Source organism: Candidatus Palauibacter sp., assembly GCF_965213655.1.
Classification (GTDB): domain Bacteria; phylum Gemmatimonadota; class Gemmatimonadetes; order Palauibacterales; family Palauibacteraceae; genus Palauibacter.
This window is the reverse complement of sequence record NZ_CBDBZT010000003.1, coordinates 529028-550471: the sequence shown is the minus strand read 5'-3', so window position 1 is coordinate 550471 and position 21444 is coordinate 529028. Positions and strand designations below refer to the sequence as shown.

Here is a 21444-nt window from a genome sequence, read left to right as displayed (position 1 = left end):
GTCAGATCTCGCGCAGCGCTTCCAGGAACACTTCGCCGTACTGCTCGAGCTTGGCGGGGCCGATGCCCGGAACCCGTAGCATCTCCTCGGGCGAGCCGGGACGCAGGTCGATGAGATCCCACAGCACCTGGTCGCTGAACACGATGTAGGCGGGGACCCCGCGCGCGTCCGCCAGTTGCTTACGCAGGGTGCGGAGGCGCTGGAAGGCGGGGTCAGACGGCGAGCGATCGGTCTCGACCGCGGTGGTCCGGCGCCGGGAGCCTGCCGCCCGGGCCTTTCGTTTGAGGATGGGAAGCACGTCCACGAGATCCGTCACGCCGAGTCCCGTGCACACGTCGCACGATTCGCCGCACGCGTCGAAGTCCTCCCCGAAGTACGCGAGCAGCCCGCGGTGGCGGCACACGTCGCGGTCGGCAAGCCGGAAGAGGTCGACCGCGGCCCTGCGCTTTCCCTCGCGAACCACCGGATCGTCGATCTCGTCGAGGAACCGCTCGCGCACCTTGACGTCCGCCCATGAGTAGAAGAGCACGCAGTCGCTCGCGAGCCCGTCCCGCCCCGCCCGTCCGATTTCCTGATACCACGACTCGGTATCCGACGGCATGTCCCGATGGATGACGAAGCGCACGTTCGATTTGTCGATCCCCATCCCGAACGCGATCGTCGCCACGACCACGTCGACCTCGTCGCGGGCGAACGCGTCCTGATGCTCGGCCCGCGCGTCGTCGTCGAGTCCCGCGTGGTACGGCACCGCGTCGACCCCCTCGCGCCGCAGGAACTCCGCCATTTGTTCGACGGACTTTCGCGACAGGCAGTAGACGATCCCGCTCTGGCCCCGGTGGCGGCGGATGAGCCCGAGAATCTCGGCCCGCGTATTTCCCTCGCCCTTCTTGCGGCAGACGACCCTCAGGTTGGAACGGAAGAAGGATCCCTTGTATCCCTCCGGCTTCCGCATCCCGAGTTGGCGAACGATGTCGGCGGCGACCCGGCGGGTGGCGGTCGCCGTCAGGGCGAGGACCGGCAGGCCCGCTGTCCCGTTCGGGTCGGTCCCGGGAGCGGACCCGGTCCGGACGGAAAGGATCTCGTCTCGCAGCCCCTGTAGCGCCCGATACGAAGGACGGAAGTCGTTTCCCCATTGCGAGATGCAGTGTGCCTCATCGACGACGATCAAAGACAGTGGCGCGTAACGCAGCCGCTCCCGCATGTGCGGTCCCAGAGCTTCCGGCGCCAGGTAGACGAGTTCATAGTCCCCGCGCTCGAATCCCCGCAGCCGGCGCCGGCGCTCATCGGGCGCAAGAGACGAGTTGATGGCGGTGGCCCGGAACCCGACGTCGCGGAGCGCGTCGACCTGATCCTTCATCAGGCTAATGAGCGGGGAGAGGACGAGCACGGTTCCGGGCATGATTCGCGCCGGGATCTGGAAAGTGAGCGACTTTCCCGCCCCGGTGGGCATGACACCGATGCAGTCGCGTCCCGCCAGGACCGCATCGATAAGGTGCGCCTGTCCCGGCCGGAACTCGTCGTAGCCGAAGACGTCGCGCAGGACGGATCCGGGGTCGGGGGCACGGGGATCGATCATCGCGGGCAACATACGACGGATGTCCGCCCCGGGCTCAACGTGACCTCAACTGGGTCGCCGGAGTCTGTCAGGCTGGAGGCTGCGCGCGGGCGCGCGTGGAAACCCTTTCTCTCATCCCGACGTCAATAGAGGTTGAGCGGCCTGGCCTTGCGAGGCCAGAAGTCCCTGCCCTGGAGGTGTGCGATGTCGATGCGTTCCCGCCGTTCCGGCTCGAGGGCCGGAATACCTCGCGAAGAACGACTTCGACTTCACGGTGCTGGTCGACGACAACTACGTCGAACGCGCCGGCGTGTCCGCCTGGCCCACCACCTGGTTCGTCGACCGGGAGGGCTACATCCAGTTCGTGAAGATCGGCACGGCGCTCAAGCTCGACGAGGAGTTCTCGTGGCGCGTGGAAGCGCTTCGCGAGGAGACCACGAGCCCCTGACCGGAACGTCACGGATGTCGAACACACACGACTCCCGGAGGTACGCCATGTCGCTGCGCTGGACGCGCCGCGTCCTCGGGATCGGGGCTCTCCTCGTCTGCGCTGCGGTCGCGAGCTGCGGGACGCCACCCGACTACACGCCGAAGGAACTCGAGGCGGCGAAGGCGGAACTTCGGGACCACATCCGGCTGAGAACCTTCGCTGAAGGCATCGACCTCGGCAGGCGCTGGATCGACCGCGCCCCCCGCGACGCCGAACTCCGAGCTCTGTACGCCCGCCAACTGGCGGGCTGGGATCTCTCCAGGGAGATCCGGGAGCAGGCCGACGCCATCGCAACGGAGGATCCTCAGGACCCCTGGGCTCTCCATCTACAGGCGCTCGTGCTCATCGCCGAGCGTGACGTTCAGCTTGCGGCCGGGCCGAGTCTGGAGGCATGGGAGGCCCTGAAGCGCCCGGAGTTCGTCGCGACCTACCTCCATGCCACGCTGGGCGGCGGGGTCGAAGAAGCGCTTGCCTTCCTGACAACGTTGGACTCGGCTACCCGCACGTCGCCGGAAGTGATGCGTAGAGAGGCCGAACTCGAGTCGTGGGCTCAATACGAACTCGACGATCCGACCTGGGCGGACTCGAGTCTCGCGACCTATGCCGAGTTGCGTGAACGTTGGCCGGATCACGTTGATGGCTACCTGGGCGCGGCAGAGCACCTCTTTCGCGCAAATCGGCCCGAGGAGGCCCTGACCCTCCTTGAGCAGGCCGTCAACCTCTCTCCGGGATCGGTGGACGTGCGGCGGTTGCACTGGCGCATTCTCTTCCGGTCGGATGTGCTCGCTCCCGACGAGAGGCGGGCCGCCGTGGAAGCCAGCATGACCGACTTCCGAGAAGCGGCGCCCGAATCCATCCGGGGCCATTCCGTGATGGCGATGATGTACCGCGACCTGGGCGACGATGAACGGGCGGAACAACTCGAGTCCCTGATCGTGGAACGCGCACCCCTCAGTCTCCGAGCGACTCTGATCTACGGTCGCGAGTACGGCGCTGAGACCAACGAACTCAACCGGCTCGACCAGGAGAAGGGGCGCGATTCTCTCGAGTACAGGGCCCAACTCGAGGTCGTACGCGAGGCCCTGGACCGGTACCTCGAACGGCCGCTGTACAGGGATAGCTTCCGGGCGAATGCCTACATGTGGCTCTTCGAGGTGCTCATTTCTCTGGAGCCAGTACCAGCCGAGAGATTGGCCGAGGCGGTGCGAGGGCTCGCCGAGTACGACCGGCTGAACCCGCACGTCACGTATGGGGCGGCTCCGGTCGCCATGGCCGACCACACACCGTACGCAGGCGAAGCGGCGCAGATTGCCCAAAGCGGGCTGCCAGAAGTCGTGGAGTCTGTCGAATCGAATCGGAGTCTCTTCAAGACCGAAGGCGAGTTCGAGGAACAGTTGCGCTATCAACTGAGCCTGGTCTACGACGCGATGGGCTGGGGCTACTTCAAGTCGGGCCGGATCGAGGACGGGTATCATGCTCTGGAGCGGGCACTCGCACTCGAGGCCCGGAATCGGGAGACGCGCTATCATCTTGGGCAGGTGTACGAGCACTTCGCCGACGAGGCGGACGAGAGCGGAGACGCCGAAGCGGCCGTCGAGTGGCTGGACCGTGCGGAGGACTCCTACATCGCGGGCCTCGGGAGTACCCGAGTGGGTGAGAACCCCAGCCAAGCCGCGATCGAAGCGCTGTACAAGCGCCGAAACGGCGGCCGCGAAGGGATCGATGACTACCTGGCCACCCTGAACGAGCGCGACCAGATCCGACGTCGCGAGCGAATCCTGGAGTCACGGGTCGAGGCTGCGGGGTCGTACGAACCGTTCCGGCTTCCCCTACTCGACGGACCGCTGGTCGACTCCTCCGACCTCGAAGGCAAGATCGCCGTGCTGCACTTCTGGGGCACGTGGTGCGGTCCGTGCGTCGTCGAGATGCCACAATATCAGAGCTTTCATGCCCGCTATCGGGATGACCCCGACGTCAGCGTCATGTCGATCAGCAACGACACGTCACGTGATCTCGTCGAGGAATACCTCGAACGAAACGGCTTCGACTTCCGGGTGCTGATGGATGACGGGTACGTCCAGCGGGCCGGGATCGGGGCGTGGCCAACGACCTGGTTCGTGGACCGGAACGGCTACATCCAGTTCGTGAAGATCGGGAACACCTCGAAGCTCGACGAAGAGTTCACGTGGCGCGTGGAAGCGCTCCGGGAGACCGGAGGTACGCGCTGACCTTCGAAGGGGCTGGCCGTCTCTACCAGCGGAAAGCGGTTCGGGCAGCCTCCCCGGCCAGGTGCGTTCGCAGTTCCCGGGCTGTGTCCACAGGCAGGTAGGGAATGTCGACCCTGTGCGCGGACGCGCCCCCGCCCGCGGTATCCACCCTGAGTCTGGCCATGCCCCGCCAGCGGTCGATCGGTGTCGCCCGCAGCGCCACGGCCTGGATTCGGGTGTAGCGGGCCACGGTCGTGCGGCGCCACAGCCAGCCGCTCCGGAACCAGATCATGTCGTCCTTCAGCGCCCACCCGAGGTGGTCGACGTACCGCCGCGCGTATAGCACGGCCCAGGCCAGAAAGACCGCGTGGAAGGCCACGCCCCAGGCGCCGAGGGTGAAATAAAGCGGAACGGACGCGAGCGTGGCGACGAAGGAGGTTCCCCTTACCACGCGCCGGAACGCGAGCGGGGATACGGGCTCCCAGTTGACGTCCGGAGTGTCCAGCTCGGGGATCACCTCCCGCAGGAATTCTCGCACGCGTTCCCGTCGGAGTATCGGCGCGAGTCGATGCCGGTTCGGATCCGCGTTTCCTGACTCCCCGCCCTGGCTGCCTCCGGCGGTCTGGACCCCGATGGCGACCCGGCCCGCCCAACGCTGGAGCGGTCCCTCGTGGAGCGTCACCGTCTGAACGCGGCGCAGCGGGATGGTCGCCGCGACCTGCGTCAGCATGCCGAATGTGGCGCGCAGCCCCTCATCGGACCGCACGACGCGGTAGTCGTGGAGCCGCACGAGCGTCCAGACGATCGAGAGCAGCCGCGCAAAGATCACGAAGGCGACGACCAGCGCCGCCACGGCCACCACGGCCGCTACGATACCGGCGGCTGCCACGTCCGCAGCCACCCCCTCGACCGTGCTTCCGACCCACGACTGCTCCTCGGCGATCCAGTCGGAGGCCCGCTCGAGGATCCCCATCTCCCACGCGAGCCCGAAAGCGGCGGCGATGAGCACCATGCCTCGGTTCTGCAGCAGACCGTGGAGCAGGAGTTCGCGCGCCGGGAGATGCAGCAGCGTACGGTCCTCCGCTGAACGGGCCGACGCGAGATCGACCGGCGTCGCCTCGGTCGTCGCGGCCGCCGACGCCTCCGCGACGGCCCCCTTTCCCTCGCGGACCCGCTCGCGCAACGCTTCGAGGGCCGGCAGAGGGAGGACGGTCAGCGTCGCCTCGGGTTCCTGTCCCCCACCCGTCTGGAGCTTGACCTCCACGACCCCCAGCACGCGATGGAAGACGCCCTGCACCGCGTCGAGGTTCTGGATCCGCGCGTAGGGCACGTGCCGCTCGCGACGAAACAGGAGTCCGCTCCGGATCACAAGCTCCGCCTCTTCGTACCGATACCGGAACGTCAGATAGCGGACGATGGACCCCACGACGAGCGGGATGAGTCCGATGAGGAGGATGAAGCGCAGATCCACCCCGCCCAGGAAGTTGGCCGACGCGCCCCCGATGATCAGAGGGAAGATCGCGCGCCGGATCTGGCCAGCGAGCGAGAAACCGATCGACAGCGGGTGGAGCCGGTGCTCGGTCGGCTCAGACGGCATCGGCGCCTGCGGGCGGGAGGAGGTGGTCCCGGATTCGGAGCGCCGTCTCGTGCTCGAGTCCGTCGAGGGAGACCTTCGCGTACTGGGTTCCCGCCGTGTAGATCCCCAGCGTGCCGAGGCCATAGCGACGCTCGAGCGGCCCCTGCGAGACGTCGGTGTGCTGGACGCGGGAGCGGGGTACGCTGATCGCCTTGCGCCACACGACGCCGCTTCGGATCTCGATGTCCTCCTCGTTGACGATGTAGGAGGCGTGGCGGTGATGCAGGGCGGCCCAGCGGTACAGCCACCAGCCGAGAGCGCCCGTGACGAGGGCCCAGAAACCGACGATGGCTGCCACGACGCCCGTTGGGGGTCCGGCCACACCCCACGCGACGCCGACACCCACCGCGAGCGGGAGGGAGACGCACGCCGTGACGATGCCGCCGACCACCCGCTGCAGCGGGATCGACCGCGGGTCCAGCCCGTGACGGACTCCGTCTGCGATCGCGCCGGCCGCCGGGCCCGCCGTCTCAAGCTCCGTCTCAAGGCTGTGCGTCGACTCGTTCATCTGGACAAGTTACGCTGATCGAGGGGTTTTCGTGTCGGCGGTCCACGACGGCGGGAACCCATCCGGCGATCCGACGGGAGGAAGCCGTGAGTGCCGCGGAGTCGCGCAGCGACGAACAACTGCTCGCCGAGTGCACGGTCGAGACTTTTCGGGCCGGCGGCCCCGGCGGCCAGCATCAGAACAAGACCGAGTCGGGCGTGCGCCTCAGGCACGGTCCGACCGGCATCGTCGTGACCGCGCGCGAATCGCGCAGCCAGCACCGCAATCGGGCCCGGGCCCTCGGTCGCCTGCGAGCGGCCCTGAAGGAGCGCGAGTACACGCCCCCACCGCGCCGCGCGTCGAAGCCGACGCGGGCCGCCCGCCAGAAGCGCCTGGAACAGAAACGGCGCCGCTCCCTCACCAAGAAGAAGCGGCGCCGTCCCGAGTCCGACGAGTAACCGCCGCGGCGCTGCAAGGCCGCGGCCCGGCCGTGCGCGTCAGGTCGTCGTCGTAGTCACGCGCCGTGCGGGCCGATTGTCGTACTTCTCCCACAGGCTGCGGTGCTTGTTGTCCAGATCGGACGGCACGCCTTTGATGAACACCCACTCGATCTCTGTCGTGATCTCGAGCGGATCGCCATCGGTCACGATCAGGTTGCCGACCTTGCCGACCTCGAGCGACCCCAGCCGGTCGTCGACCCCCAGCACCCGCGCGGGCGCCAGCGTCACGGCTTCCAGCGCCGCATCCTTCGTGAGCCCCCACGACACGGAGTTTGCGGCCTCGTAGGGCAGCGTCCGCGAGTCGGCGGAGTTGAAGGTCGCGAAGGCGATCTCGACCCCCGCGTCGTGCAGCACGCCGGGCAGCGTGTTCGGATCGTCGTACGCGGTGTCCTCGCCCTGCGGCAGCCGCTGCACCGGGCCCAGGATGACCGGGATGTTCTTCTCGGCCAGCGTGCCTGCGATCTCGCGCGCGCCGGTTCCGCCCGCGATGACGAGGTCCAGGTTCCACTTCTCCGCGAACTCGACCGCCGACTCGATCTCGCGCCAGCCGTTCGCGCGCACGATGACCTTCATCCCCTGGTCGAGGACGCGCGACAGGTGCTCGAGCTGGATGTTGCGCGGCACGCGGTTCGAGCCGGACTCCACCGCCTGCCTGTAGTGCTGCGCGGCGACGAACCACTCGTCCATCTCCGCGACCTGCTCGTCGAAGCGCTCCTGCGCCTGGCGGAACGACCGACCGCCGCCGCCGAAGCCGCCGAAGCGGCCCCCGCCGGCGGAGAGTGTGGGCCAGCCGAGGACCATCGCCGCCGTCTTCTCGATCTCCATCTCCTCCACGGTCCAGCCGTCGAGGTGGATGAGCGTGGCCTGGCCCTGGATGCCGGAACCGCCGCCGCCGCCGAAGCGGCCGCCGCCGCCCGGCGCGGCCATCGTGTGCGTGATGCCGTTCGCGCGCGCGACGGGGATGTGCTCGCTGGCGGGGTGAATCGCGGTGTGCGCATTGAGATGCGGATTCCAGCGGCCCAGCTCGCTCGCGTCGTTCGTCACCGCGACGGCCCCGACCTCCGTGAGCCCCAGCGAGCTGAAAGCGTCGATCATGCCGGGAAAGACGTGCTTCCCTTCCCCGTCGATGATCTCGGCGTCCGCCGGGATCTCGACGTCGCGGCCCACCGCGATGATGCGGCCGTCCCTGAGCACGATCGTCCCGTTCTCGATTGCGCCGTCGGCCACCGTGTGGATCGTGGCCCCCTGCACCGCGAACGTCCCGCCCTCCTGCGCGGCGGCCTGAGCCGGCAGGGCAAGTACGACGGTCCCGAGGACTGTCGCTGTCGCGACTATCGACTTCACCATTGTGTCGATCCTGTCGTTCGTAGTGTTCTCAAGGGTGTCCCTGGATCTGCGCGTCATCGTCCACCTCCCGACCGACTGCCCGGATCCCGCTCGTCCTCTGAATCCTCGGAGTCGTCCGCCTCGCCGAGCATCTCTCTCAGTTCCGCCTTCTCCGCCTCGACTTCGGCTCGCATCGCCATGTCGGCGTCGATATCGAACATGACCTCGCCTTCGATATACGTCGTGCGAACCTTGGCGTAGGAGGAGAGCGGATAGTTTTCCCACAGGACGATGTCCGCGTCCTTCCCCGCCTCCAGCGACCCCACCCGGTCGTCGATCATAAGCTGGATCGCCGGGTTGATCGTGACGGTGGCAAGTGCCTCGGCCTCGCTCAGGCCGCCCCACTTCATCGTCTTGGCGGCTTCCTGATTGAGGTGCCGTCCCTCTTCTCCGCTGTCGGAGTTGATCGAGACGTTGACGCCGCGCCGGGTCATGATCGCCGCGTTGTAGGGAATGGCCTCGTAGGCCTCCATCTTGTAGGCCCACCAGTCCGAGAAGGTGGAGGCGTGGGCCCCGTGCTCCGCCATCTCGTCGGCGACGCGGTAGCCCTCCAGCACATGCTGGAACACGTGGATGCGGAAGTCGAACTCCTCGGCCGCCCTCATGAGTTGCAGGATCTCGTCCGCGCGGTAGCTGTGCGCGTGCACGTAGCGCGTGCCTTCGAGGACCTCCACCAGCGGATCCATGGTCAGGTTGCGGCGCGGCGGAATCGCGTTCCTGTCACCGTCCGCCACCCGGGCACGATAGGCGTCCCACTCGGCCTTGTACTCGGTGGCCTCGATGAAGGCCTGCCGGATCACGTCCATCACTCCCATGCGGGAGGCGGGATAGCGCGCCTCCTGGCCGGGGAGGGTGGGACTGCCGGCCCGCTTCGGGTTCTCGCCGAGCGCGAACTTGATCGTCGGCGGGGCGCCCTGTAAGAGGAGGCCCTGCGCATCGGCGCCCCAGCGGTGCTTGATGACGGCGTTGTTGCCGCCGATCGGGTTTGCGCTCCCGTGCATGACGTGCGACGTCGTCGTGCCGCCCGCCACCTCGCGATAGATCGCGATGTCCGTCGGGTCGATCACGTCGTGGATCGAGACCATGGAGGAGACGGAGACCGCCCCCTCGTTGATCGCGTCCGCTGCGATGTGGGAGTGGGCGTCGACGATTCCGGGGGTGACGAACTTGCCTGTGCCGTCGATCACCATCGCATCGGAGGGCGCTTCGACTTCGGAAGTCGGGCCGACCGCGACGATGCGCCCGTTCTGGAACAGGACGGCGCCGTCCTCGATCCGGCCGGCTTCCGCCGCGGTGAGGATCGTGGCGCCGCGGATCAGGATCGGCTGCTCCTGCGCGGCGACTTCGCCCGGGATCCCGAGCGCGAGGCCGAGCGCCAGCGAGCTGGCGCCGATTCGCTTGATGCTGTGTCTCATCGGACACCTCCCCCGGGCCGCGTGCCCGTGAAGTCCATGTTGCGCATGCCTCCGAACGAAGCGTTGCCCTCGATGCCGTCGCCCTCGACCGTGCCTGTATAGACGATTTCGACCTCCATGCCCGGTCCCATCGTGGCGGAGGCCGTGATGCTGAACTCGTTGCCGCTCACCCAGCCGTCCGTGATCTGCTGCTCGCCCCGCTCGCCCTGAATCACGCCGGTGATCGTGCCGTCCTCGGACACTTCGAGTTCGGCCGTCGCTTCCTGCGAGTCGTTGTTCAGCGAGAGGAGCCAGGTGCCGTTCATGTCGACGGCCGGCGCCTCCGTGGGTCGGGGTTCGGCTGCCTCCTCCTCGAACCTGTGGCCGTCGACGAACACCATCCGAATATCGGTGTCCTCGTCGAACAGCGGGCCGTCGGTGACGACGAGGTTCGCGATCTTGCCCGCCTCGACGGAGCCCAGCATCGCGTCCACGCCGTAGATCCGGGCCGGGGCGCTGGTGAGGCCTTCGAGCGCGGCCTCTTCGGAGAGCCCGTTCTCGATCGCGGTGCGCACCTTGTCCATCACGGCGCGCGGACTGCCGGCCGAACCGCTGTAGAAGGCCCATTCCGCGCCCGCTTCCTCGAGCCGGGCCGGCGTCGTCGGCGCGTAGGCGCGCCGCTTCATCGACGCGAGCGACTCCTCGGCCTCCGGATCCACGTCCCGGTTCCGTTCCGGCCAGTCGACGTTGACGAGCACCGGGACGCCCGCAGCCGCGATCTCGTCGGCCAGCCCGTACGCCTCATGCCCGCCGGCCAGGACCGGACGAGCGCCCGTGTCGCGCCCGAGCTTGATCGCGCGCCGGATCTCACGCACCTCGTCCGCCGGCATCACCGTCGGCCAGCCACCCGCGATGGCGTCCTGCACCGGACCGAGCGCGCGGTCGTACGTCGGCCGCGGCTGTCCGCCGGGGTTGGCCATGTACTGCGCCTCGTACTGCCGGCTGTGGTCCGCATCCAGGTAGAGCTGTCGAACATAGGAGATCACACCCATCAGCGAGCCGGGGAAGCTCCGGAAACCGCCCGCGCCGCTCATGGTAATGCGGAGCGCGGCCGGCGCCTTCACGACCATCTCCTGCTCATCCCCTGCGAGATTCACGACGACCCCCTGCCCCGTGACGATCCCGTCGTCCGGCGCCACGAGCGCGTTCGTGAACCCGCCGCTGCGCCACGTCTCGATCGCGTCGGAATCGGAGTTCAGCATATCTGCGGCATTGAACCAGGAGTTCGTCGCCGGGCGGTCCTCGGGTCTCACGGTGCGAGGCTGGTTTCCCTGCGTCACGAGGAAGGCGAAGGGATTCCCGCCCCCGCCTCCGCCGGCGGCGGGCCCATCCCCACCCTGCGTCTCCAAACCGACCTGAGAGAGGCCGTCAAAGAGGCCGGGGTAGACCGTGAGGCCGGAAGCGTCGATGACCCAGGCGTCGCCGGGGACATCGACATCGGCCCCGACGGCCTCGATCAGGCCGTTGGCGACGACGACGGTGCCGTTCTCGATCACGGCGCCGGTGCCGGTCACGATGCGCGCGTTCTGGAGGGCAAAGAACGGGGGAGGTACCGGGGTCTGGCTCGGCATGTACTGCGCGTCGGCGGACGCCGGGGCGGCGAGGCCGGACAGCGACGCGAGGAGCAGGCCCGGGACCACCCCGCCCGCCAGCCGGCGCGCGAGTGCGGTTCGGTTCATCAGAGGTACATCCTTCCGAGTGGGTCCATCATTGGGTCTATCGCGGGGATACACGTCCCTGCACATCTCTTTACAACACGCGGGCGTGAATCTCCGTTCAGTCACGCGCGGGGTCAACGGCGGCGCGGGACCGACGGCGCAGATTGCCGTGACCAAGAGTGATGGCTGGTCATGCGATTGCCAAGCGTCGTGCTGCCGACAGTTCCGGTTCCTGGCGCTCTCTACGGCTTCGCGAATGCCGTCCCCAATTCTGGGGATGGTGCGACCGACTTCCAGGCGGGACCTTTCGAGACACCCACAGGTTCGAGGAGGCTCTCGATGGTTCGTACCTCGATGGTTCGCATCATGGCGCGGCTGCTGCTGTTGATCCTCGTCGCGTCGTCGGTGAACGGCTGCTCCCTGACGTTGCTGAAGAAGCCCCGGCTCGCCGACGGTCCCGCGGCGAGAGACTGCACTACCTCGCGCGTCGCGCCGGCGCTCGATGCGGCCGCCGCAGGCCTCGTGGTTGTCGGCCTCGCCCGCGGGCTGACCCACGAACCTGAGGGGTTCGATCTCGAACTTATCTCCGACGCAGCCGCCGTGGCCATGCTCACGCCACCGGCCCTTCTATCGGCGTATTCGGCGGCGAGGGGCTTTGGGTGGACGTCCGAATGCCGCCGTCGCCAGGCGCTGAGCGAGGAGGCCATCGCCGCCTACCTCCGCACCCTGGTCACTCCCTCAGTAGCCGGGCCGGGAGGATCGGTCGAAGAGTTGGCCCGAAGATTCGACACACCACCGCGCAGCCAGGAGACACCCGAACGATGAAACGCGGGAGACTGGAAGGGGATCAGTCAGGGTGCGTGCGACATGGTCCTGCCGGCTCGGGCGCCCGGTTGGGATTGAGTACGGCTCCGATGAGCCATCACCTCCGAAGGCGCCCACTCCCAGCAGTAAGAGCGCAAATTTCTTGGGGCCGCGCGAGCCGGCTTCGGCGACGTGGGGGCTGCCGGGATTCCGGCTAGCGGAGGGATCCTCGCACGCCTTCGAGCGAGAGGACCCTCCGCACGAGTTCGGTCTGCCGGCGGACCCCGAGCTTGCGGTAGACTCTCTTCAGGTGCGTACGCACGGTGCTCTCCGCGCAGCCCAGTTCACCCGCGACGCCGGCTACGGTTTGGCCGGTCGCCAGCGCCACGGCTACACCGCTCTCCGTGGGCGTCAAACCCCAGACCATGGCCGGCAACCCCGGATCCACGCGGGGCCGGGTGATCGGGTCGACGATCAGCACCAAGGCGCCGACCTCCCACGAACGAGCGTCCGTGCCCGTGTCCTGGACGGGGTGGATTTCGAGGACCAGCGGCGCTTGAGCCTCGCCGCTCGTGATCTTCATCGAGCCGCCGGTGCCCTGAACGCCGTACGCGGGCAGCGCCCGCGCCAGCATGCGCTTCAGTTCCGCGTCTTCGTCCCGCGTTCCGGCACCCAGCAGGCCCTGGTCGTCGCGAAGCCCATCCTGTTTCGCGAGGACGGCCCGGGCACGGTCGTTCGCCTCCAGGATGTGGCCGCGGCGGTCCAACTGGATGATCCCCGACTGCCGATTATCGAGCAGCCTGGCAAGTGACGCGCCCAGCGCCCGGGCGTCGGCCATCGCGCGTCGGACGCGCGCGAACTGGCGCAGGTGAGGCGCGAGCCGCGTGATGGTCCGGATCTGATCCTGCCCCCAGCTTTCCCGTTCGGTGGAGTCGCCGAGGGACCAGATGACTCCGCAGCCGTCCAGCCCGTCGAGCGCGATGAAGAGGCCGTCCTGGGATCTCGCGATGCGCCGAAACTCGTTGTACGCGGCGGACGTCTTCTTCTCGCGATCGGTATAGAGTTCCGACCTGTAGGCCAGCTCGCCGTCGCCAAGTTGGTAGAGCCGCGGAATCGCCTCATCGCGCCAGTAGTAGTCCCGAAAATACAAGTGCGCGAGGTCATCCCGGCGTTCCTCGTCGACGAAGAACCGGTTCAGGAAGATCTCGGGCTCAGCCTGGCACGGATCCGCAAACGTCACGCCATGGCCAGTCACCCGGACCAGTTCGTTGATCGATCCGGCCGCCGAGACCCACGCCACGTCGGCCAGCGCGGCTCTGTACAACAACGCCACGGTGCGCTCGAACCTGTCCTGCGCAATCATGTATCCGTGTTCCGTCTTTCTCCATTCCGGTCACTTCCAGATTGGGCAAGTCCGCTGAATACCACCAATATGGGAGGGGACTGAAGCGGTTCACCAGCCATCGGAGCGCGCGTGTCGGCTTGGACGGACGGGACGGGCGCGTTACGGTTGGGACATGGAACACGCTCCGCTTCCGGCGGACGGTCTCGTGGTCGTCGTCAAGCGGGACTGCCCCACCTGCCAACTCGTCGCACCTGTGCTGGGGCGGCTCGCCGCCGGCCGCGACGGTCTTGCCGTCTTCAGCCAGGACGACCCGGACTTTCCCGCGTCGCTTTCCGGCGTGGTTGACGACACGGAACTCGAGCACTCGTTCCGCCTCGGCATCGAGACGGTACCCACGCTCGTTCGCTTCGAGGATGGAAGAGAGACGGGCCGCGCGGTGGGCTGGAACCGGGCGGAGTGGCGCGACCTGACGTCGACTCCGGATCTGGGCGCGGAACTGCCCGAGTTCCAGCCGGGCTGCGGCTCCCGATCCGTGGAGCCCGGCGCCGCGGAACGCCTGCGCGCACGCTTCGGCGAAACGGGTCTCGCTGCGAGGCAGCTAGCGTTGGATGCACATGCCGACGCCGTGGAAGCGTGCTTCGAGCGCGGATGGACGGACGGGCTGCCCGTCGTCCCGCCGACGCCGGAGCGGATATTGCGCATGCTAACGGGCACGTCCCGGGCTCCCGACGATGTCGTGGGCGCGGTACCGCCGGATTATGCCGAGTGCACGGTCGAGAAGGTGGCGATCAACGCGGTGCTGGCGGGGTGCAAGCCGGAGTACATGCCCGTCGTGCTCGCGGCGCTCGAGGCGGCGCTCCATCCCGACTTCACGCTGCACGGGATCCTGTGCAGCACCTGTTTCACCGCGCCCCTCATTATCGTGAACGGCCCCCTCGCACGCCGCATCGGGATGAACTCGGGGCTCAACGTTCTCGGCCAGGGGAACCGAGCAAACGCCACTATCGGGCGCGCCCTCAACCTCATCGTGCGCAACGTCGGCGGCGGCCGCCCCGGGGAGATCGACCGGGCCACTTTCGGCGCGCCCAGCAAGTACACTTTCTGTTTCGCGGAGGATGAATCTGACGAGGACTGGGAGCCCCTTTCCGTGTCGCGAGGCGTCCCCCGTGGCGCCAGCGCCGTCACCCTCTTCCAGGGCGAGGGCGTGCAGGGGATCATGGACCAGCGCTCCCGCACGCCCGAGGAAGTGACCGCGTCGCTTGCCGCGTGTCTGCTGGCCGTCTGTCATCCCAAGATCTGCGAGTGGGCGCACGCCGTGCTGCTCCTCTCGCCCGAGCACTACGCCATCTACCGGGAGGCGGGCTGGGACCGGGCGCGGATCACCGAGTCGCTGCTCGAGGCCACGACGCGGCCGTTGAGCGAGGTCGCGCGCGGCGCGGGAGGCCTGGCCGAGGGCGTGCCGGAGTCCGAAACGCGCCACCACGTGCCCAAGTTCCCCCCCGGTGGACTGCTCCTTGCCCGCGCCGGCGGCGCGGCCGGACTGTACTCCGCCATCCTCGCCGGCTGGCCCGGCGGCCGCGCCTGGCAGCACTCACACCCCATCACGCGAGAGATCGAGACATGAGTTCAATCCCCCGGACGAAGCCCGCGGTGACCGTCCTCCACGATCCGACCTCCGAACTCGCTCCCGAGATGCGCCCGCGGCGCACGCCGCCCCCGTCGCTGGAGGGGCGCGTCGTGGCGCTTCAGGGGATCGGCAAACTCCGCAGCGACGAGTTCCTCGACCATGTGAAGACGCGACTGGACGGGCTCGGCATCTCGACGATCCGTACCGACAAGCCGACCAATGCGCGGCGGGCACCGACCGAGTTGCTGCAGAGGATCGCGACGGAGGCCGACGTCGTGGTTCAGGCTCTAGCCGATTGAGGATCCTGCACGTCGTGCGGTCTGCACGACCTTAGAGACCTCGACGAACGCGGAATTCCCGGCTGCTTCGTCGTCACGACCGAGTTCGAGCAGGCGGCACGCAGCCAGTCGCGCTCGCTCGGCTTCGAGCCCGCCATCGTCTGGGTCCCCCATCCCATCCAGAACCGAACAGCGGATGAACTGGAGCAGCTGGCCGAAGATGCGATCGATTCCATCTTGAGTACCATCACGCAGCCCAAGCCCGTGGACTGAAGTTCGGAGGCGGCGGACCCAAGAGACGGGAAGGTCCTTTCCCGCGGGGACGCCGCGACCACCGATTCCGCCGATCCCCGTTCAGGCTCACTTGCCGCTGGCCAAGATCCCCCCCCATATGGGGGGGGATAATTTGGCGCCAGTTTGGGTGCGATTGTGCAACCCGTGACGGAGGAACTGAAGACCGAGCATGGCGGACCCAAGCGATGGATGAGACTCCGAACCGTCATCGTTCGCGAATCGCGGTAGCGGTCGGACTGTTCGCGATCCTCTCCTGTGGGGACGGCACGACCACCGGTCCGCCGCATCCGCCGCCTGTACCGACCCCGCCCAGCGTCCCGCCTCCGCCGCAGCCCGCGGCGCTCACGGTTACTCCGAGCGCGGTCCGGCTGGTCGCAATCGACCAGACCGCCCAGTTGGCCGCCGAGGTACGCGACCAAAGTGGGCAGGTAATGACGGGCGTGGCGGTCGCGTGGTCGAGCAGCGACGGCGGGGTGGCCGCGGTCGACTCCGCCGGGCTGGTGAGCGCCACCGGTCAGGGCGCCGCGACCGTCACGGCCTCGGCCGGGGATGTCTCCGGAACCGCCGAAATCACCGTGGCGCAGGAGGTGAGCGCCATCTCCGTCTCGCCGGCCGCCGCCCGGATCGAGGCCGTCGGCGACACCGTGCGCCTGGTCGCCGAGCCTACCGACGCCAACGGACACCCCGTGGTTGGCGCCGTCATCCGCTGGAGCTCCAGCGATGAGAGCGTGGCCGTGGTCGACTCCGCCGGCCTGGTGAGCGCCACCGGCCAGGGCGCCGCGACCGTCACGGCCTCGGCCGGGGACGTGTCGGGCACCACCCAGATCATCGTCGCGGAGGCGGCGGACCGGCGTACGCTCAAGACGCTTTACGAGACGACGGGAGGGGCGGATTGGACGAACGGCGACAACTGGCTTACCAGGGCTCCGATCGGGGAGTGGCACGGCGTCGAGGTCGATGTGGCGGGCCGTGTGATCGGGCTGGCGCTGGCCGGTAACAACCTCACAGGCTGGATCCCGCCCGAAGTCGGGGATCTCGATCGGCTGCGATATCTGCACGTCGACCGCAATGCACTGGGCGGGCCGCTGCCGCCGGAACTCGCGGGCGCTACCGGACTGACTTCGCTCCGCATCGGTGACAATCTGCTTTCCGGGCCCCTGCCGAGGTCGTTGCTGGCCCTGTCGCCCGAGGAGTTCCGCTACGCCGATACGGGGTTGTGCGTCCCACCCTACGAGACCTTCCGGAATTGGCTCGGCAACATTGCGTCCCACGACGGCACGGACGTGGAGTGCGCGCCGCCCACGGACCGCGAGATTCTCGTGCAGTTGTACGAAGCGACGGACGGGCCGAACTGGGAGAACCGCAACAAGTGGCTCACGGGAGCACCCCTCGGTGAATGGCACGGCGTGACGGCGGATGCCGGCGGACGGGTCCGGGCCTTGAACCTGGCCGGCAACAACCTGCATGGCACAATGCCGCCCGAACTCGGCGGTTTGTCGAACCTTCAGCGGCTGGATATGCGGAGTGCGGGATTGACTGGACGCATTCCGCCCGAATTGGGCCAACTCCGTCAACTAAGGGTCCTGTGGGTCTCCCACAATACGTTCGTTGGTGGCATCCCGCCCGAGATCAGGAATGCTTCGAACCTCCAGGACCTGGACCTTTTCAATAACAGCCTGACGGGCACGATCCCGGGAGAACTCGGGCGGCTCACCCGGTTGGAGTCGCTTGATCTGGGTTGGAATCATCTGAGTGGCACGCTGCCGTCGGCGCTGGGCGACCTGGCCCGCCTGCAGAATCTCAGGCTCGACCGCAACCTTCTTGCAGGGCCGATGCCCGCAAGTCTGCTGCAGCTCGAGTTGAGTGCGTTCAACTTCGACCAAAACCCGGGTCTCTGCGCACCGGGGACGGCGCGCTTCGTGTCGTGGCTGGGCCGCATCGCCGAGGTGCGGGGAGAATACTACTGCAACGCGGACGACATCGCGGTACTCAGGCGGCTCCACGAATCTGCGGGCGGAGCCGGCTGGACGAGATCCGACGGCTGGTTGGCCAGCCAGCCGCTCGATGGCTGGTACGGCGTCGTCACCGATACCATCGGCTACGTTCGGGCACTCGATCTGAGCCGGAACGGATTGGTCGGCACCCTGCCCCCGGAACTTGGCGAGCTCGCCGGCTTGACCGCGCTCCGGATCGGCGGGAACGCCCTTTCCGGCCCCCTGCCGTTCTCACTCGCGCGACTTCGTCTGAGGGAACTACGCTATGCCGGCACCGAGCTGTGCGTTCCGAGCGGTGGAGGGCTTCAGGAGTGGCTGGGCACCGTCTCGTCCCATGAGGGCACAGGTCTCGAATGTGCGGCGTCCGGCGACCGCGCGGTTCTGGAAACGCTGTACCGATCCCTGGGCGGATCGAACTGGCGCCGCAGAGGTGGCTGGCTGAGCGACCAGCCACTCGGCACCTGGGCAGGAGTGCGGGTAGACGGCGACGGGAGGGTCGTCGGGTTGAATCTGTCTGGTAACAATCTGTCCGGGCGCATCCCCGCCGACCTGGGCAATCTGTCCCGGCTCGAGGAGCTCCTTCTTCACTTCAATCGTCTCGACGGCGAGATTCCGCCCGAACTCGGCGGTCTCGCCAACCTGACCTCGCTCTATCTCTGGGGGAACGAACTCTCGGGTACCGTCCCGCCGAGCTTCGCGCAACTCGATCGGCTCCGTCATTTCTATATCGGGCGAAACGGCGTTTGTGTTCCCGGCACCTCCGCTCTGGCCAGGTGGCTGCAGGGAGTCGAGAACCACGACGCGGCCGCCAGATACTGCAACGCGACCGACGTGGCCGTACTCAAATCGCTGTACGGAGCTGCCGACGGCCCAGGCTGGACTCAGTCCAGCGGCTGGCTGGGCGAGGAAGGTGTTGCCGACTGGCACGGCGTCACGGCCGATAGCGTCGGCCGCGTGACACAACTCGATCTCACCCGCAACGGGTTGAGGGGCCGACTGCCCGCCCAATTGGGGGCGCTGGCCCGGATGACCGTTCTGCGCCTCGGCGGTAACGCGATCTCAGGTCGGTTGCCCCTTTCACTGACGAGACTCTCGCTGCAGGAGCTTGGCTACGCGGACACGGGCCTGTGCGCCCCGGTGGAGACGGCATTCCAGACGTGGCTACGCGGCATCCCGACGCGCGAGGGGACGGGAATCGAGTGCGGGCCGCTCTCGGACCGCGAGACCCTCGAGATCCTTTATGGGGCGACCGGAGGACCCGCATGGGCCCGCAATGAGGGTTGGCTGACGGATGCGCCGCTCGCGGAGTGGTACGGGGTAGAGGTCAACGACGACAGCCGGGTAGTGGGGCTGGAGCTTCCGTCGAACCACATCGAGGGCCGGATCCCGCCGGAGCTGGGCAGCCTCGCCCACCTTACGCGGCTCGACCTGTCGTTGAACTCCCTTTCGGGCCCGATTCCCGCGGAACTCGGCGGGCTCACAGGGCTCACGTTGCTGGACCTGCGTCGAAACCGTCTCACGGGGCCGATCCCGTCCGAACTCGGCGGGCTCACGAGCCTGCGGATGTTGGCGCTCGGCATCAACGCCCTCAAGGGCCCGATCCCCGCCGCGCTTGGAAGCCTGTCCAGCCTGGAGCGACTGTATCTGGGCTACAACGACCTGGCCGGAAGGCTGACGCCGGAGCTGGGGAGCCTCACCGGCCTGACGTGGCTCGAGTTGCAGGGCAATGACCTGAGCGGTCCCATCCCTCCCGAATTCGGCAATCTCTCGAGCATCACCCGACTCTTCCTCCATGACAACCGCCTCACGGGGCCGCTCCCGCCGGGATTTGGCGGGCTTGCCACCCTCGAGGTGCTATCCCTGCGCGACAACGACTTCTCCGACTCGATCCCCGCCGCACTCGGAACTCTCTCCTCACTGACTCATCTGGTGCTCGGCGGCAACGATCTGAGCGGCCCACTGCCCCTGTGGCTCGGCGGGCTGCCGATGCTGGAGAGCCTGGGCCTGGACAACAACGAGCTGACGGGTCCGGTGCCTGCCGCGTTCGGTCGCATGACGACCCTGCAGGAGCTTTCCCTTTCGAACAACCGCGCCATGGCGGGCCCGCTTCCAGCCGACCTGGCGGCGCTTGACCGCCTCGGCGTGCTCCTGGCCGGGGGCACGGAGTTGTGCGTGCCGTCAGACCCCGGCTTCCACACGTGGCTGGCGGGGGTCCACAAGCGACGGATCGCCTCCTGCGTCGAGGGAGACCTGCCGACCGCATACCTGACCCAGGCCGTCCAGTCCCGACGGTTTCCGGTTCCGCTGGTGGCGGGCCGGAAGGCACTGCTGCGCGTGTTCCCCGTCGCCGGCCGCGCCACGAGCGAGGGGTTGCCGGCAATCCGCGCCCGGTTCTACCGGGATGGCCGGGAGACCCACGTCGAGGACATCCCGGCGACAGCCGTACCCATCCCGACCCGCATCGACGAGAGCAATCTGTCGACGTCGGCCAACGCCGAGATCCCGGGGGACGTCATCCAGCCAGGGCTCGAGATGGTGATCGAGGTCGACCCGGCCGGCACGCTGGATCCGGGTCTGGGGGTTTCGACTCGGATCCCGGGCGAAGGGCGGCTGATGGTGGAGGTCCTGACCATGCCGCTGTTCGACCTGACGCTGATCCCGTTCATCTGGAGCCAGACCCAGGATTCATCGATCGTGGAACTCATCGGGCAAATGGCTGCGGATCCCGAGAACCACGAGCTGTTCGCCGACACGCGTGCGCTACTGCCGATCGGCAATCTGGCCGTCACAGCGCACGAGCCCGTGCTGACCTCGACGAACAACGCGCGCGCCGTACTCAATCAGACCTCCGTCATCCGGGCCCTGGAAGGCGGGACCGGCCACTACAAGGGAATGATGGTACGCCCTCTGGACGGACCGGTGAGAGGAGTGGCCAAGCTCCCCGGACGGTCCACCTTTTCGCTGGCCGAGTCGGATGTCATAGCGCACGAACTCGGTCACAACCTGGGCCTTCGCCACGCCCCGTGCGGGGAAGCCGGCGGCCCCGACCCCTCCTACCCCTACTCCAACGGATCCATCGGGACATGGGGGTACGATTTTCGGAGCAGCCGTCCAGTGTCGCCCTCAACGCCGGACTTCATGTCCTACTGCGGTCCGCCGGACGGGATCAGCGATTACCACTTCTCGAACGCGCTCCGCTTCCGTCTGAGCGCGGCAGACAGCGTGGGGCTCCCGGATCTGGCGCAACGGACAAGAGCGCTACTCGTGTGGGGTGGTGTGGGGGCCGACGGCGTGCCGTTCCTCGAACCCGCCTTCCTGGTCGATGCGCCGACCAACCTGCCACGCTCGGGTGGGGCATACGCGCTCTCCGGACACTCCACGGCCGGCGAGGAGCTGTTCTCGCTCGGATTCGACATGTCGGAGGTGGCCGACGGGGATGGCGGTTCCGGGTTCGCCCTGGTCTTCCCCGTGCAACCGGGGTGGGAGCGCGAGCTGGCGGGCATCACGCTTTCCGGGCCCGGAGGATCGGTCACACTCGACGAGGAAACCGATCGGCCGGCGGCGATCCTCCGCGACCCGCGAACGGGGACGGTCCGTGGCATCCTGCAGGACCTCACGCTGACATCCACGACTCGCGCGGACGCGGTTGCTTCCTTGTCTCCGGTACCGGGCCTCGAACTCCTGTTCAGCCGCGGGATTCCGGACAGCGAAGCATGGAATCGGTAATCG

Annotated in this window: 14 protein-coding genes; 7 read left to right on the top strand and 7 right to left on the bottom strand. The window is 67.8% G+C overall.

The genetic code is table 11. The annotated features are described in order from the left end of the window. Window position 1: 1 nt before the first annotated feature. A complete protein-coding gene (locus ACOOGH_RS04590; RefSeq protein WP_420447798.1) occupies window positions 2–1576 on the bottom strand; it encodes a RecQ family ATP-dependent DNA helicase in 1575 nt (524 codons plus the stop codon). A gap of 178 nt (window positions 1577–1754) precedes the next feature. Here ACOOGH_RS04590 and ACOOGH_RS04585 point away from each other — a divergent pair, with 178 nt between their 5' ends. Both ACOOGH_RS04585 and ACOOGH_RS04580 read left to right on the top strand, forming a co-directional pair. After that, on the top strand, window positions 1755–2003 hold the full coding sequence (locus ACOOGH_RS04585) for a TlpA family protein disulfide reductase (protein WP_420447797.1): 249 nt from the start codon (window positions 1755–1757) through the stop codon (window positions 2001–2003). 14 nt (window positions 2004–2017) lie between these two features. Next, entirely contained in the window at window positions 2018–4273 is a 2256-nt protein-coding gene (locus ACOOGH_RS04580; RefSeq protein ID WP_420447796.1) for a redoxin domain-containing protein, read from the top strand. A 22-nt stretch (window positions 4274–4295) separates the two neighbouring features. Here ACOOGH_RS04580 and ACOOGH_RS04575 read toward each other — a convergent pair whose 3' ends face one another. Beyond that, entirely contained in the window at window positions 4296–5849 is a 1554-nt protein-coding gene (locus tag ACOOGH_RS04575) for a PH domain-containing protein (RefSeq protein WP_420447795.1), read from the bottom strand. Further along, complete coding sequence (locus ACOOGH_RS04570; protein ID WP_420447794.1) at window positions 5839–6396, bottom strand: PH domain-containing protein; 558 nt, start codon at window positions 6394–6396, stop codon at window positions 5839–5841. The genes ACOOGH_RS04575 and ACOOGH_RS04570 overlap by 11 nt, the downstream gene beginning before the upstream one ends. Before the next feature lie 86 nt (window positions 6397–6482). On the opposite strand from ACOOGH_RS04570, the gene ACOOGH_RS04565 reads away from it, so the two are divergent. Beyond that, the gene (locus ACOOGH_RS04565) at window positions 6483–6833 is read left to right on the top strand and encodes a peptide chain release factor-like protein (RefSeq protein ID WP_420447793.1); all 351 of its coding nucleotides are present in this window, start codon (window positions 6483–6485) and stop codon (window positions 6831–6833) included. 39 nt (window positions 6834–6872) lie between these two features. Here the strand turns inward: ACOOGH_RS04565 and ACOOGH_RS04560 are convergent, their stop codons facing one another. From ACOOGH_RS04560 to ACOOGH_RS04550, 3 genes are read right to left on the bottom strand one after another with little or no spacing between them, the layout of a single operon-like run. Then, a complete protein-coding gene (locus ACOOGH_RS04560; protein ID WP_420447792.1) occupies window positions 6873–8279 on the bottom strand; it encodes an amidohydrolase family protein in 1407 nt (468 codons plus the stop codon). After that, window positions 8276–9676 carry an amidohydrolase family protein gene (locus tag ACOOGH_RS04555; RefSeq protein ID WP_420447791.1) on the bottom strand — a complete coding sequence of 467 codons (1401 nt, stop codon included), beginning with the start codon at window positions 9674–9676 and terminating at the stop codon, window positions 8276–8278. The genes ACOOGH_RS04560 and ACOOGH_RS04555 overlap by 4 nt, the downstream gene beginning before the upstream one ends. Then, entirely contained in the window at window positions 9673–11394 is a 1722-nt protein-coding gene (locus ACOOGH_RS04550; protein WP_420447790.1) for an amidohydrolase family protein, read from the bottom strand. The genes ACOOGH_RS04555 and ACOOGH_RS04550 overlap by 4 nt, the downstream gene beginning before the upstream one ends. A 333-nt stretch (window positions 11395–11727) precedes the next feature. On the opposite strand from ACOOGH_RS04550, the gene ACOOGH_RS04545 reads away from it, so the two are divergent. After that, the gene (locus tag ACOOGH_RS04545; RefSeq protein WP_420447789.1) at window positions 11728–12198 is read left to right on the top strand and encodes a hypothetical protein; all 471 of its coding nucleotides are present in this window, start codon (window positions 11728–11730) and stop codon (window positions 12196–12198) included. Between the two features lie 193 nt (window positions 12199–12391). Here ACOOGH_RS04545 and ACOOGH_RS04540 read toward each other — a convergent pair whose 3' ends face one another. Then, window positions 12392–13540: a helix-turn-helix transcriptional regulator gene (locus ACOOGH_RS04540; RefSeq protein ID WP_420447788.1), complete on the bottom strand. Its 1149-nt coding sequence runs from the start codon at window positions 13538–13540 to the stop codon at window positions 12392–12394. A gap of 154 nt (window positions 13541–13694) precedes the next feature. Between ACOOGH_RS04540 and ACOOGH_RS04535 the strand changes: the two genes are divergently transcribed. From ACOOGH_RS04535 to ACOOGH_RS04525, 3 genes are all read left to right on the top strand, one after another. After that, window positions 13695–15146, top strand: coding sequence for a thioredoxin family protein (locus ACOOGH_RS04535; protein WP_420447787.1), 1452 nt, complete (start codon window positions 13695–13697; stop codon window positions 15144–15146). Further along, entirely contained in the window at window positions 15143–15700 is a 558-nt protein-coding gene (locus ACOOGH_RS04530; protein ID WP_420447786.1) for a UGSC family (seleno)protein, read from the top strand. Before ACOOGH_RS04535 ends, ACOOGH_RS04530 begins: the two co-directional genes overlap by 4 nt. A gap of 206 nt (window positions 15701–15906) precedes the next feature. Beyond that, window positions 15907–21441, top strand: a complete 5535-nt coding sequence (locus ACOOGH_RS04525; protein WP_420447785.1) for a leucine-rich repeat domain-containing protein — start codon at window positions 15907–15909, stop codon at window positions 21439–21441. Window positions 21442–21444 lie beyond the last annotated feature (3 nt).